The following is a 14326-nucleotide window of genomic DNA, read 5'->3' as shown; positions in this document are numbered from 1 at the left end:
GTTTACGTTTGGTCAAAAAGCATTGCTCCCGTCGATACTGACGGGAGCAAATAAGAGGGGGCGTTATCGAGCGAGAATGGGATAAGTAAAGAAAACCAAGTGACAGAAATTAAACACGAAGTGAGCGAGCACAGCGCACCATAAACGGCCAGAAAAATGGAAAACCAAACCGTACCCAGCCCCTGCAAGCGCGGCAAATACCATTAATAGTGGGCCACCAGCAAAATGAGCCAAACCAAACAAAAGACTCGCAACTACCAAGCCAACTCGCCAGTCAAAGCGACGGGATAACGCCTGCTGTATAAATCCACGAAATAGCGCTTCTTCTGTCACACAAGTCAGGACTAAGTTGTTCAAAACAAATAACCACCACCAAGATGGCAAACTCAATTCAGGTTTTAAGGCTCCAAGTGCTGACGCAATAGGCAACAATAAGAGCAAAGGAATCATCACCAGCAATGCCGGTTTGACTCTTACCTTTGACTCACCACCTAACAAAATAGGACAAGCCAATAAGAGCGCAAAGAAGGCAAGCGGCTTGTCTAAGTTAAGGTACATAGAGAACGGAGCGCTCAACGGCCCCGCAGATACCTTGTCGAGCACTTGCAGATTATTGAATCCCGGGATCAGATGGACAAACAACAAGACACACCAAACAATCACGATTCCCCACCCCAAATAGAAAATGGGTTTCGTTTTTGGCTGCGCTTTTAGCCTTGAAGCGAGACTGGGAATTCGGTATGACACGACAAGCACAAACAAAGAGCTGACCAAGGCAATAAGCTCAATACGGCCAAGAATAAAGCCGCCAAACAAGGTGATGCCAAGCAATACGAGTGCGACTCCAGTATGGCGGAGAAAAGCCGCTGCTATCGCCAAAATTAACGGGCACCATAGCCAGATGTCAGAATCGAGAATCATTGTATTATCCTTATAAAAAAAGCTGACGTTCCAGTCTTATCGCTGGATAACGGTAATATAACGTCATGATATTTAAAAAGAGATCGAACCAGACTCAATATTTACAAACAAAAAGACCCGAGATATAACCCGGGTCTTTCGATCGTTGATGCATGTTCTATTATCACATGGACTTAGCTGTTCTGGCTCGCTTTCACTTTACGCAACTGAGATAGGTATTTCACCCAACTCTCAGCTTGAGTTGAGGGCTCAATCTCATTGGCGCGTTTTGCGTTGGCAAGAGCGTCTTCAATGCGTTTCAGCTTGTAGTAGGCACGAGTCTTAACCAATGCCACATCCGCTTTGCGACCCGAGACTTTATCCAATGCAATCAGAGCATCTTTGTAGTGCCCTTCTTGGACAAGCAATTGAGACAAGTTCCAATAGTATTGGCGATCTAGCTTCGCGGCTACGCGCCAACTCGCTATCGACTTATCCCATTCTTTCGCCATTTGCCAGTACGTAGCTTGCTGCGCTTTAAGTTTGCTATCTGAGTTAACTTCATTTAACTCACCCAGCACTTTTGCCGCACGCTCTGGAATACCGCGCTTGCCATACAGCTGAGCAAGAAGTTTGAGGTCATCTTGGTTCAACTCTACGCCTTTCAGCTTCGCAAGAGCCAAAGCATCAAGAGCACGCTTATCATCATCCACACGTAGATACAGAGCAACAAGCTGACGCCACCATTCCACACGCTCAGGTTCAATCGCAATCAAACGTTTGATCGTGCCAATCGCAGGCTGCCACTTTTTCAGCTCTAGCTCTGCAGATAGCTTGATGGACAGTGGTGCCATTTCGTCTGGCTGGCCATATTTCTCATAACGAGCCATTGCAGAGAGAACTTTATTCCACTGACTTAACTGGTAATGAGACTGTGCAATACGCAGCCAAATTTCATGCGCCTTTTGGCTCTCAGGAACGGACTTACTCAAATCGTAATAATGTGGCAAAGCTTTAGAGAACTGTTGTTCATTGAGCAACATATCAGCCAACATTTTGCGCGTTTGCCAAGCTTGCTCATCTTCCAGAAGACCACTGTTTACCGCAATCTCTAGCTGTTTAATTGCAGACTTAACTTGCTCATTCTGCCAGTAGAAAATACCCAGCATTCGCGCCACAAACGCTTGATCGTAACCACGAGATAAATCGAGGCCTTCAAGAGTTGAAATGGCTTCTTGCAGCTTTTCTTCTTGCGCTAGGTTATGAGCGCGTTGAACACGAGTCGCCGTGTATTGACTCAGTTCATTCGCGACGGTGGTAAAAGCGCTTAGGCTTAATACCGCACCGATTAAGAATTGCTTCATCATTTGGCTAACTTGAACTCCACTTTAGCGGTTTGTCCGAACTGCTCAATTGAGACACCATCTTCAACTTTCGGTTGATATTTCCATTTCTTAAGCGCTCGAATCGCTTCTTTTTCAAACATACGCTTTGGCTTGGCATCAATCACTTCAATATCTTTTGGACGACCCGTGGCATCTATCGTGAATCGCATGATGACGTAACCTTCCATTTTACGTTTCAGTGCTTTGCTCGGATAACGAGGATCAACGCGGTACAGAGGTAATGCTTGCTGGTTACCCATCGTGCCTTTTAAATTAGGAGCACTGATCGCAATGCCATCCAGCGCAGTGTTCAAACCCAATGCGCTGATTGGCGTCACTTGGCTCATCGGCTCTACTTGGGTTTCCGCTTGAGACAAATCCATCGGCTCTGGTGCTTTTGGTGGTTCTGGCTGTTCAGGAACAGAACGTTGACGACGTTGAACATCAGCATCATTTTCGACCATCACCATATCAAAGCGCACCGCCTCTGATGGTTCAGGTGCGCGTTGATTGCCTTTATCGACCATCCACGCCATAAAGCTAAACAAGCTCACCGCAATCAGAATTGACGCTGGTAGCGCGAGTAGTAGCCTGCCCATTAAGGTTTCTCCGCTGCCAACGCGATGTTCTTCACACCAGCACCTTTCGCTGCATCCATCACCTTCACAACCGTTCCGTTGTATGCATGTTCATCCGCTTGAATGACAAGTGATGCCTCTGGTTGCTCAAGTAACAAGTGCTCAATGGTCGCTTCTACACGTTCGATATCCACCAAACGTTTATCGATGTACACATCGTTCGCCGCTGTTACCGCAATAAAAATGCCTGCGTCTTTTTGGCTAACCACGTTCGATGCTTGTGGTCGGTTAACTTCTACACCTGACTCACGTACAAATGAACTGGTCACAATGAAGAAGATCAGCATGATGAACACGATATCCAGCATCGATGTTAGATCGATTTGCGCTTCATCTTGTTGATTATTTCTACGTCCGAGTCTCACTTCTGACTCCTTAAAGATTGTTCTAACTGGAGGGCTTTACGCTCACACACTTTGCTCAAACGTGCATGGACAAACATGCCTGCAAGTGCCGCAACCATACCTGCCATGGTTGGCAGTGTTGCAAGTGAAATGCCTGAAGCCATCAATTTTGGATTGCTACTGCCTTGTGTGGCCATCACATCAAAAACCGTGATCATGCCAGTCACCGTACCTAGCAAACCTAACATCGGGCAAATCGCCACGAGTACTTTGATGGTTGATAGGTTTTGGCGCAGTTCAATGTGTGCTTTTGCAATCCATCCTTCGCGGATTTGATGCGCGTACCAAGAGTGGTGGTCAGGTCTTGCTAGCCACTGCTCACAAAGCTGTTTCTTCACCTTCGGAAACTCCGTTGTCAGGTAAAGTACACGCTCCATAACCAGTAGCCAGCACACCGCAACAACGGCCGCTAGCCACCATAGGATTTGGCCACCTTGCTGCATAAAGCTCATCAAGGTTGAGGCCCAATCCTCACTGATCAAACCCAATGTGTTGAGTAGGATCTGCTCCATTACGCTGCGTTCTCCGCTGTCGTGTTAGGGTTGTTTTTGCCTTTTGGCATATCGCGCTCAGCTTGTTCCGCAACAAGACCAATGCCTTGCTTTTCAAGAATATTGCGAATGTTCTCTGCTTGAGAGCTCAAGACGTTATGAGCAAGAAGCAATGGCATTGCCGCAACAAGACCAAGAACAGTTGTAACTAGCGCCATAGAGATACCACCTGCCATGACTTTTGGATCGCCATTACCAAACTGAGTGATCACTTGGAACGTTTCGATCATGCCTGTTACCGTACCTAATAGACCAAGCATCGGTGCTAGAGCAGCAAGCAGTTTCAGCATCGACAACCCCTTCTCAAGGTGAGTCTGCTCGTCAACTACCGCTTCTAATAAGCGAAGTTCTAATGCTTCAACGCTACGATGTTTGTCTTTTTGGTACACAGCAAGGATACGACCAAGCGGGTTGTCTTCTGGCTGAGTTGGGTTCTTTAACTGTTTGGCGATTTTTTGACGAGCAACCATCAATGACACACCACGAACCAACGCGATGATCAAACCAACCGCTAACAAGCCAAGAATGATCTGACCAACGACACCACCTGCATTCAGGCGATCCGCCATTGTCGGTGAATTTGCCAATTGCTCAAGCAAAATGCCGCGTGATGGGTCAATCACTAAAGAATCGATTTCACCCGAGTTCAACGAGCTTGCTGTTGGTCCATTTTCTGGTTGGCGGAGGTAGCTCACTGCATCGCCGCGTTGGCCATCCCACTTCACGTAACCAGCATCATCCAGTAGTGCCATTGAGCCAAGGCGAACGCCGTTGACCGTTTGTTCACGACCTTCACCATCAAGCAGAGTGAATGACACCTTCGCCATCTCACCACTTGCTTTAACTTGTTCTTCCATACTGCGCCACATCGCTTGAAGCTGAGGCAAAGTAGGCAGGGATTTCGCGGCAACGATATCATCGATGTTTTGTTGGAAAGTGTTCGCATCTACACCAGTGACTGAGTGCTTAAGTTCTGCTTCCAGCTCTTTTGCATTTTGACGAACAACACCAAACAACTCACCCAAGCTACCTGTTTCTAAACGTAGTTTTTCTTCTAGTTGCGCCAGTTCAGCTTCGTTTTCACTAAAAGTAACACCAAGCGTGTCAGCTTCTGCTTGTAGCGCCGCACGTTCTGCTACAAGCTTATTCTTCATTGCCTGTAGCTCTTGCTGAGTCTTGTTAAAACCAGATTCACGAGCCACGTTATGGGATTGCTGTTGGCGATTTTCTTGTTGTGCTTTTTGCAGCAGAGTGTCACTTGCAAACGTCGTATGCGGTAAAAGCGCAGCAGTAGAAATCAATGCAACCGATAGCCATTTCTTCATCATTTATTTGCCCTCCGCTACGTTTAGAGACACTGGCAGAGTTAGCATGCTTGGTGCGATCTGTTTATTTGCCATAGCAAACGCTTTATCGAGTTCAGATTTTTGTTCTGAACCAACGGACTGCCATGCGTTCTGTTGTTGTGACCAACTCCAGAACTGTTCACCAGATAGGCTACGTGCAACTAGCGACACTCGACCTAAGTAAAGAATATCAGCCTCAACTTGGTCGTTACCTTCCAATGTAATCTTGCCTTGGTAGATACCAATCTTAGTGCCGTAGTCCATTTCGATTTGGTACGCTTCTAGAATACGACGGAACTTCTCAGCATCCGCGACATCTGCTCGAGTCATCATGGCATCAAGCTTCGCAATACGCTCCTCACGCTGCGCTTTGCGGATCGGCTTATCATTCGCAACGATAGTCTTTAGACCATCCAGCATGTGATACATAAGCGGGACCACACCTTGACGAGTTTGAGCGATTTGCTCAATTTGCTCATTCAAACTTGCCACTTCCTCGTTTTGGCTATCAACAAGGTTTGAAAGGTGGTCGCGATAAATCGTCAAGTTGCTGACTTCTTCATTCAACTGTTCAATTTCAGCTTCTAGTGACAAAGACTTCTCAGCACTTGCATTGATACGCTTCTGGCTTACCGCAGACGCTTGGTTAGTTTTACTCTGCACAGCTTGAGCATCGTTAAGATTTTCCGCTTGAACGGGAATCAAAACCGATGTGATCAACAGAGCGATACTTGATTTCATTAGATTCATACGAGTTATATTTTCTGTTTTCCAAAAACGACTAAAGGGGAAGACAACTCTTCCCCTTTAAAAATCAGTTTGTTATCAGTACTTGAACTGAATTGTCGCCATGTAGTTTCGGCCCTCGCCTATCACTACACCGCTAGCTCCTTCTTGTTTACTGTTGGTGCTACCCCCACCTGCTAGGTAGTCAGTATCAAACAAGTTTTCTACATTGAATCGAGCCACAATATCTAAGTTCTCATCATACTTGTGAGTGTACGCAACGCCCATATCAATACGTGCATACCCATCTTTCTTAAATGTGTTCGCTGCGTCACCGTAGCGCTCACCTTCATAAATCAGACCTAGGTTCACATCTGTGTTGTTCTGAACTTTGTAGCTCGACCAAACACTTGCTGAAAACTCAGGAACGTCCGCTGGACGGTTGCCTTTGTAATCCGCACTTTCTGTGATTTCTGCGTCTAAGTACATTGCAGAAGCCGTTAGCGAAAGTTCTTCTGTAACAGAACCTTGAGCTAGGATTTCTGCACCGCGGTGTACTTGCTCACCATCTTGAGTCTTCTTGTACATAACGTCACCGCCAGCGTTAACGCCATTTTCAACATCAAGCGCGATGTTTTCTAGCGTGATATCGAACACAGCACCAGAGACCAATAGACGCTCGTCAAACAGCTCCCATTTAGTACCCATCTCATAAGAGATCCCGCGTTCTGCATCAAGCTCTTCACCATCGTTGGTGTAATCTGTGCCATTTACCGTACCTTGAGGCATAAAGCTTTCAGAGTACTGAACGTAAATAGAACCATTGCTTGCAGGGTGGAAAATCACACCTAGTTTTGGTGACACCTGACTTTCTGTCAGCTCATCGCTGCGTTTTTCATCGTAACGAACACCTGCAAGTACCTGCCAGTAATCGTTAATTGTCATCATGTTTTGTGCGTAGATACCCCAAGTATCATATTCGCTTGTTGGCCATCTCTTTGAGCTTGTTGGCTCTGGCTTCACAACCGTCTCACCAGCTGGTACATACTCGCCATCATGGAAAGCCATAAAACGGTCGTAGCTGTAATCCAAGTAGTTTGCACCGACTAAGAAAGTGTTATCTGTACCAAACAGAGAAAAGTCAGTCGTCACATCTACATAAGCAGTATCAAATACCCAGTGATCAGAACGCTCGTTACCCTTGTGCTTGATCGTACCGTTTTCTTCGTACATATCGAATTTAGGGTAAGACTCTACATCGAAACGTTTAAAGTCTTGACGGTTGTAACCCGCTTTAACATTCACGTTGTCTGTCATTTGAGCATTGATGTCGATACCATAGTTTTCAACATCGTTGTCAATCTCTGACCACTGTGCATCCCAGATGTACTTGTCACCACGAACGGCTTTGCCATCAACGATGTAAGCACCGGAATCAACGCCGCCGTCATCTTTCGTACGGTCATAGTGTGCTGAAACCATGACGTTTTCTGTGATGTCATATTCCACGACCAAACCACCTACTACGCGGTCAGTTTGTGGCTCTGTACCATCACCGTATTTACGCCATGAGCCGTAGCTTTCTTTTGCAAGAATCGCACGCGCACGTAATGTTTCAGCATCATTCAGCGCACCACTGACATCTAGTACAGTTCGTGAATGATCATTTGAGCCGATATCTTGGCTTAAGCTTGCTTGCGTTTCTGTTGTTGGCTTCTTAGAAACCATGTTCACAAGACCACCGGGTTCTGACTTACCGTAAAGTAGACCTGATGGACCTTTAAGAACTTCAACACGCTCTAAAAGCTCAATTGGTTGACGGTAGTGTGACCAATGCTGACGACCATCACGTAGGAAGCCGTCTGAACTGCTCAGTTCAAAACCACGTAGCGAGAAACGCTCACGGTTACGGCTTGTACCGCCCGCACTAACACTCGCGTCATTTTGTAGAACTTCACCTAACGTGCTTGCACGCTGCTCATCGATTACCGCTTCATCAATCACAGCAACTTGTCCTGGAGTTTCCAGTTGCGTCATTTCCATGCGCATTGCTGTTGTATTCGTATCCGCTTTGTAACCGAATTCGCGACCTTCTACGACTAGGTGCTCATCCGTATTTTGAACTTCTGCCACTGCCGGTGCTGCTAGCACCGCACCGATCACTAATGCCAATTGGCTCTTAGAAAACATACCCATTCACTCCGATTATTGGGTAGCACATAACTGCTATGTGGTTCCCTCTTAGTTATTTCGCGAGTGAATATAAGTGATAACTATTACTATTTGCATTAAATTTACATTCTTTGCATTCGTAAAATTTTGTAAAGCGGTAAAGGGTCATACTCGCCAACAATTGAGATCTAGATCACATTAAATCTGCACTTTTGACATGAATTTTACTGTCTAAAAAGTAATGTCACTACAAGCCCGCCTTCTGAACGATTGCTTGCAACGGCTTTCCCACCCATCATTCGCATGGATTCTTTTACAATGGCCAACCCCAGACCGTAACCACCTAACTTTTTGTCTCGGGAAGCATCTAATCGTGTGAACGGGTCAAAGATATCTGTCAGTTTATCTTGTGGAATGCCGGGTCCATTGTCGGCTATCGTCACGGCTAAGTAGCTGTGCTTGTCCGTTGTTTTGTTCGCCAGAGAGACATCAATCTGGGCTGACTTACCAGCATACTTAATGGCATTGCCAATCAAATTGTTCAAACAACGCACGACGAGCGTATCGTCACATTGCGCTTTTGTTCTTGTCGCCTCAGAAACAAACGTAAGGTTTTGCTGTATTTGCAAATCGATTTTGCAACGTTCTACTTGAGGCGCCAATAGTACTTCTAAATCGCTGCGTTTTAATTCCGTATCGTAGCGAGCATTCTCTAAACGGCTGAATTCCAAGATTTCACCAATAAGATGATTCAGCTCATTGGCCTCTTCTTCCATACGCGTCACTAGGGTTTGTTCATTTTCCCCTACTCGCTTGCGCAATAGGTGTAACACTAAATTTTGGCGCGCTAATGGTGTACGTAACTCATGGGAAACATCACGAATCAAGCGACGCTGCTTTTCAGCAAGAGAATGAATCTCTTTTGTCATGTGGTCGAAATCTTGCGCTAATTCGTTGAATTCGCGGGTGTTCGACTTAAGCTCATCCACCACACTGACGTTAAAGTCACCATTCGATAGCTTTTTACTGGCTTCTCTTAAGCGGTCCAATGGTTGTTGTAAATTCCGTGCCATTAACAAAGAGAACAGCGCCAAGATGACCGCCGCAATCACAACCTTTAATACAGAGAAATAAAGGATGAAATCATGAGCCGGGTGCAAACGATGAGGCAACTGAATCACTAGGCTGTTGTTTCCGACAAGAGGAATATTGAATATCGGACGACTTACTCGGCCTTCCAGTTGTTCGTCCAAACGTCGCTTAAATTTCAACTTGAATTCAAAGTGAGGATGCATCAAACGGTGTGTAAGAGGGCGCTGATTTTCGTCGAGTACAAACAAGTAAAAGTGCTGTGCATTTGCCCAATCGGCCAGCTCGTCCATGTCACCTTCTTCGATCAACACGTTAGCTTGATGCGCTAAGTCCAACATTTCAGTCTTTACACTAGCAGGTACCTTTAGCATGGCTTTGACTAGGGCTTGTTCGGCAACCGCTTGAACAGCCAAGATGCTAATGACGATAGCCGTCATGTAACTAAAAAGCTGAAATGCGAGGCTGTCTCTTCGTTTCACAAAGTAGGATGGACACACAAATCGCATTAGCCAGTCACAGCCTCTAAGTAGCTATAGCCCTTACCACGAAATGTTTTGATGTGCTGTTTGGATAAGCCCGCTTCAACTAACTTGCGACGAATATTACTGATATGCATATCGAGGTTACGGTCAAAAGGACTCAACTCTTTCTTTAGAACTTTGGTCTGCAGTTCCGCCTTAGAGATTACCACGCCTTGGTTTTTTACTAGGTAGCACAATAGTTCAGCCTCTGTACCAGTCAAAGGAAGGCTGTTGAGATGGTCACTCATGCTCTGTACAGTACAACACATAGCCTGTCGTTGACGCTCTAAGCCAACACGACGAAGAATCGCCTTAATACGCATAAGCAGTTCGGGGACGTTGAATGGCTTACCGATGTATTGGTCAGCGCCAGCTTGGTAGCCATCAAGCATCGAGTTCTCATCGTTTAATGCTGTCAACATCAGTATAGGGGTAGCGAATCGTTGGCAAATACGGCGAGCCACCTGCATACCACTGAGGTTAGGTAACATCACATCGAGTAAGACGAGGTCAACAGGCGTTTTTTCCATGTACTGTAACGCGCTTTCACCACAGTGAACTGACGAGACCGTATACCCTTCTTCTTGTAACACGGCTTCCAATAGTTCACACAACGGAACATCGTCATCTACGACCAAAATTCGTGACATCATCCACTACCAGTTAAATAAAAATGGTTCGCATTCTATTACTCATTTGCAGATTAAACAACTATAGTTTTTAGGGTTTTTGAGCATAAAAAATACAAAAAAAGCCCTTATCAAAAAGGGCTAAACAAACCAATTAGTTATGCTCTCATCGCCGCTGTTTATAGATGAAATACCTTTCTTTAATATGCATCGATAATTATTGGATACCACAAGAAGCAAAACTCGCACTCTATTTTCCATAAAAAAGAGTACAATTCTGTGCAGTTTCTTATTGAGAATAGACGTATATGACAACGCTATTGATTGGCCACCGAGGTGTGGCAGGTAAGTTCCCCGAAAATACAAAAGTCAGCGTTCAAGCTGCGATTGATTTAGGGTTAAATTGGGTTGAAGTCGACGTACAACCGACCAAAGATAATGTACTGGTAGTTTGCCATGATCATACCGTGAACCGTTGTAGCAACGGTAAAGGTCGAGTTGACCAAATGACATTATCTGAGCTCAAAGCGTTAGATTTTGGTCGTTGGTTCAGCGATGAATTCGCCAATGAATCCATCATGACACTATCTGAGCTCCTAGAGCTTGCTGCAGAAAATGACCTAAACCTTAACATCGAGGTTAAAGTAGATCATCACTCTGCCAATGACGTTGCTCAAATGGTGGCTCAAACTCTTCTAGACGGCCCTTTACCTAAAGAACGCATCCTTTTATCAAGTTTTAGCCATGACGTCATTAGAGCACTGCACAAGCATTGTGAGGGTTATAGACTAGGTGTGCTAAGTGAATTCCTTAGTCGAAAAGACCGATTATTGCTCGAAGAAGTAGATGCCTACAGCTGTAACCTCAATATTAACTGGGTTCGCTCACGCCAAATCAATAAGCTACAACAAGCAGGCTATAAGGTGATGTGTTACACAGTGAACAATCCCAACAAACTAAAACATCTGCCAATCTTGGATGGCATCTTTAGTGACCATCCAAGTCGTTTTATATAATAGCTGAGATGTCGATATTGGGAGCTCCATTACCATTCAATAGTAATTGGGGTTCCCATTTTGACTAGCTTGATAAATTCGTCCATTTCTTCGTTAGTAATGGCAATGCAACCGTTAGTCCAATCGAAACTTTGAATAAATTGAGGTGATTGCGTCTCGCCATTTTTAAGACCATGAATTTTGATCTCGCCGCCAGGTGACACACCTCTTCGATGCGCTTCCAAACGGTCAATCGCGTCAGGGTAACTAATATGCACAGAGCGATAGAAAGCAGAATCGTTGATCACGTAATCTAACGTGTAATCACCTTCTGGAGTTCTATTGTCCCCCTCTTCTTGCTTGTGCCCTTTTGGATTAGCACCCAATGCAATGCGATACTCTTTAACGACCTCGCCATTCTCCATCAGGTACATCCTACGCTTCGACTTATCAACTTTTACCAAATCGACCGCTGCGTGAGCACCGGACATAAACGTACAACACAAGATCAAAGACAACCATTTTACTGACATCGCCAGAACGCCTAACTCATCCACTTAAGGGGAACACGAAAAAGAGCAACCATGCTAGTCAGATGGTCACACTAAAGCAAACTTAATGTGTGCAAATTTAACTACTCATTACACTAAAATTGGCTTACTTTATAAGAAGATTACTTTACAAATTCAGCACAAATAGAGAGGGTATTATGCTCAACATTGCTTTTTTCAGTGCAAAATCCTATGACGAAGCCTCTTTCAACAAAATCAAAAACAACCGGGACTTCGAATTTCACTATCATGATTTTAGATTAACGTCTAAAACTGCAAAAATGGCACAGGGTTGCGAGGTTGTTTGCGCCTTCGTAAACGATGACCTGTCTGCTCCAGTTCTAAAACAACTTTCCATTGGCGGCACGAAACTGATCGCGATGCGTTGTGCAGGTTTCGACAAGGTTGACTTGGAAGCGGCGAAAGAACTTGGCCTACAAGTTGTCCGCGTTCCTGCTTATTCACCAGAAGCCGTGGCGGAACACACTGTCGGTATGATGATGTGTCTGAATCGACGCTTGCATAAAGCTTACCAGCGTACCCGTGACGCAAACTTCAACCTAGAAGGTCTAGTCGGCTTTAACTTTTATAGCAAGACTGTTGGTGTCGTAGGGACAGGTAAGATAGGTATCGCCACCATGCGCATCTTTAAAGGGCTGGGGATGGAAGTCTTATGTTACGACCCATATGAAAACCCTCTTGCGTTGGAGATGGGCGCGCGTTACTGCTCTCTTGAAGAGATCTATGCTAACGCTGACGTCATTTCTCTGCACTGTCCAATGAGTGAAGAAAACTACCACCTATTGAATGAAAAAGCCTTCGTTCAAATGAAAGACGGTGTCATGATCATCAATACCAGTCGTGGTGAGTTACTTGATTCTGTAGCTGCCATTGAAGCGCTTAAACAAGGCAAAATTGGCGCGCTCGGCTTAGATGTTTATGACAACGAAAAAGACCTGTTCTTCCAAGATAAATCGAACGATGTCATCGTAGATGACGTATTCCGCCGCTTATCAGCTTGCCACAATGTGCTATTTACTGGGCATCAGGCCTTCTTGACCCATGAGGCTCTAAACAACATCGCCTCTGTTACGCTAAATAACGTCGAAGCGTTCTTTTCAGAGCAGGCTTCAGGCAATGAATTGATCAAGTAAAGTGGGGATATCGAGCAGTATAGTAGAGCGTTGAATTTCAGCTATGCTATACTCCTCGACCATAAAAAATTTGAGTCTAATTACCATGAGCATTAAAACTGACATTCAAAAGCTGCACAACCGTTTAGATACTTGCCAACGTAAACTTGATGCGGCGCGTTCTCGTGGTGATCACGAAATGATTACTAAATTCACGAATGAAGTTGATGACTTAACGAAGAAGCTGAATCAACTTAAGCACAAGCAAACATACGAGCTAAACAAAGAGCGTAAGAGCCTGCTTGATATGCCATTCTCTCGTGAAATTACAAAAGCAGAACAAGCGGATATCGGCAAACTTAAGAAGCGTGTGAAAGGTCTAGTTATCGTTCATCCACTGACTAAAGTTGGTAAAGAACTTCGCCTAGATGCAATGACAGGCTTCGCACCAAAAGAGTTTTAATTAACTCTATCTAAGCCGTTAAATATAAAAAGCCCAAGCAGAACGCTTGGGCTTTTTTGTATCTCAAATTCAACAAGTTAAGCTTAGGATTATCGCCATTGTAGAAACTGGGTGACAGCGCGACCTGCTAAGTTTTCAAACTAATAAAAGATAGAACCTTAGACCACTTTCGAATGCTAAAAACGACGAAAGCCCGCTGATTTTTCAGCGGGCTTTCTATGTAGTGGCCTAGCTCGGGAATGCCTCGCCTAGGGTTGTGACTAACTGGAACTTAATACAAATCCCGTCTAATTCTCAAACGTCAGAAATGAAAAAAGCCTCGCTATTTCTAGCGAGGCTTCTCAATAGTGGCGGAGAGATAGGGATTTGAACCCTAGGTACGCTATTAACGTACGCCGGTTTTCAAGACCGGTGCTTTCAACCACTCAGCCATCTCTCCACAAATTGTTACTAAAATTTAGTCTTACTTAAATAATGCTAAATCTCAGTTTTGCCTTTAGATTTTTAAAATCTAAAAACAGTAAGCAAGCCTGGCGATGTTCTACTCTCACATGGGGAAACCCCACACTACCATCGACGCTAATTCGTTTCACTTCTGAGTTCGGAATGGAAGTCAGGTGGGTCCAAATCGCTATGGTCGCCAAGCAAATTCTTGCTTTTACGTTCAGCTTTTTCTAAAAACTGAAGGCAAAAAATCTGGAAAACTGATTTTAAGTTCTACTACACATTCAATCGTTCTTGCATTGAGTCCATCAAAACCCCTTGGGTGTTGTATGGTTAAGCCTCACGGGCAATTAGTACAGGTTAGCTCAACGCCTCA

14 protein-coding genes, 1 tRNA gene and 1 rRNA gene are annotated in these 14326 nt (G+C 44.8%); 3 read left to right on the top strand and 13 right to left on the bottom strand.

Annotated features, from left to right (window positions below; translation table 11 throughout):
* Nucleotides 1-63: 63 nt before the first annotated feature.
* The 10 genes from ATB76_RS00085 to ATB76_RS00040 form a co-directional block, all read right to left on the bottom strand.
* Nucleotides 64-921, bottom strand: a complete 858-nt coding sequence (locus tag ATB76_RS00085; protein ID WP_038882201.1) for a CPBP family intramembrane glutamic endopeptidase — start codon at nt 919-921, stop codon at nt 64-66.
* A 173-nt stretch (nt 922-1094) separates the two neighbouring features.
* Nucleotides 1095-2267, bottom strand: coding sequence for a hypothetical protein (locus ATB76_RS00080; protein ID WP_061034352.1), 1173 nt, complete (start codon nt 2265-2267; stop codon nt 1095-1097).
* Nucleotides 2264-2884, bottom strand: a complete 621-nt coding sequence (locus tag ATB76_RS00075) for an energy transducer TonB (protein WP_039976087.1) — start codon at nt 2882-2884, stop codon at nt 2264-2266. The genes ATB76_RS00080 and ATB76_RS00075 overlap by 4 nt, the downstream gene beginning before the upstream one ends.
* Nucleotides 2884-3288, bottom strand: coding sequence for a biopolymer transporter ExbD (locus ATB76_RS00070; RefSeq protein ID WP_005438299.1), 405 nt, complete (start codon nt 3286-3288; stop codon nt 2884-2886). Before ATB76_RS00070 ends, ATB76_RS00075 begins: the two co-directional genes overlap by 1 nt.
* A complete protein-coding gene (locus tag ATB76_RS00065) occupies nt 3285-3839 on the bottom strand; it encodes a MotA/TolQ/ExbB proton channel family protein (RefSeq protein WP_009705136.1) in 555 nt (184 codons plus the stop codon). The genes ATB76_RS00070 and ATB76_RS00065 overlap by 4 nt, the downstream gene beginning before the upstream one ends.
* Nucleotides 3839-5206, bottom strand: coding sequence for a MotA/TolQ/ExbB proton channel family protein (locus tag ATB76_RS00060; protein WP_061034351.1), 1368 nt, complete (start codon nt 5204-5206; stop codon nt 3839-3841). The genes ATB76_RS00065 and ATB76_RS00060 overlap by 1 nt, the downstream gene beginning before the upstream one ends.
* Nucleotides 5207-5974 carry a DUF3450 domain-containing protein gene (locus tag ATB76_RS00055; RefSeq protein WP_061034350.1) on the bottom strand — a complete coding sequence of 256 codons (768 nt, stop codon included), beginning with the start codon at nt 5972-5974 and terminating at the stop codon, nt 5207-5209.
* A 75-nt stretch (nt 5975-6049) separates the two neighbouring features.
* Nucleotides 6050-8140, bottom strand: a complete 2091-nt coding sequence (locus tag ATB76_RS00050; RefSeq protein ID WP_061034740.1) for a TonB-dependent siderophore receptor — start codon at nt 8138-8140, stop codon at nt 6050-6052.
* Between the two features lie 206 nt (nt 8141-8346).
* Nucleotides 8347-9720, bottom strand: a complete 1374-nt coding sequence (locus tag ATB76_RS00045) for a sensor histidine kinase (protein ID WP_038868506.1) — start codon at nt 9718-9720, stop codon at nt 8347-8349.
* Complete coding sequence (locus ATB76_RS00040) at nt 9720-10385, bottom strand: response regulator transcription factor (protein ID WP_038868505.1); 666 nt, start codon at nt 10383-10385, stop codon at nt 9720-9722. Before ATB76_RS00040 ends, ATB76_RS00045 begins: the two co-directional genes overlap by 1 nt.
* A gap of 287 nt (nt 10386-10672) precedes the next feature.
* Here ATB76_RS00040 and ATB76_RS00035 point away from each other — a divergent pair, with 287 nt between their 5' ends.
* Nucleotides 10673-11380 (top strand): glycerophosphodiester phosphodiesterase family protein, encoded by a 708-nt coding sequence (locus tag ATB76_RS00035; RefSeq protein WP_061034349.1) that lies wholly within the window; start codon nt 10673-10675, stop codon nt 11378-11380.
* A gap of 29 nt (nt 11381-11409) precedes the next feature.
* Here ATB76_RS00035 and ATB76_RS00030 read toward each other — a convergent pair whose 3' ends face one another.
* On the bottom strand, nt 11410-11892 hold the full coding sequence (locus ATB76_RS00030) for a L,D-transpeptidase family protein (RefSeq protein ID WP_045405821.1): 483 nt from the start codon (nt 11890-11892) through the stop codon (nt 11410-11412).
* Between the two features lie 176 nt (nt 11893-12068).
* Here ATB76_RS00030 and ATB76_RS00025 point away from each other — a divergent pair, with 176 nt between their 5' ends.
* Together ATB76_RS00025 and ATB76_RS00020 are read left to right on the top strand one after the other, a co-directional pair.
* Complete coding sequence (locus tag ATB76_RS00025; RefSeq protein ID WP_038868503.1) at nt 12069-13064, top strand: 2-hydroxyacid dehydrogenase; 996 nt, start codon at nt 12069-12071, stop codon at nt 13062-13064.
* A gap of 85 nt (nt 13065-13149) precedes the next feature.
* Nucleotides 13150-13506 carry a YibL family ribosome-associated protein gene (locus ATB76_RS00020; RefSeq protein ID WP_038868502.1) on the top strand — a complete coding sequence of 119 codons (357 nt, stop codon included), beginning with the start codon at nt 13150-13152 and terminating at the stop codon, nt 13504-13506.
* A gap of 348 nt (nt 13507-13854) precedes the next feature.
* On the opposite strand, the gene ATB76_RS00015 is transcribed toward ATB76_RS00020, so the two are convergent.
* Both ATB76_RS00015 and rrf read right to left on the bottom strand, forming a co-directional pair.
* Nucleotides 13855-13945 (bottom strand) — tRNA-Ser (locus tag ATB76_RS00015).
* Nucleotides 13946-14034: 89 nt separating this feature from the next.
* Nucleotides 14035-14151, bottom strand: a 5S ribosomal RNA gene (gene rrf, locus ATB76_RS00010).
* Between the last annotated feature and the right edge of the window lie 175 nt (nt 14152-14326).

Origin of the sequence: Vibrio sp. MOR3 (genome assembly GCF_001557775.1) — a bacterium.
Classification (GTDB): domain Bacteria; phylum Pseudomonadota; class Gammaproteobacteria; order Enterobacterales; family Vibrionaceae; genus Vibrio; species Vibrio jasicida.
The sequence above is the reverse complement of the archived record's forward strand: the minus strand, read 5'-3'. Positions and strand labels throughout refer to the sequence as shown.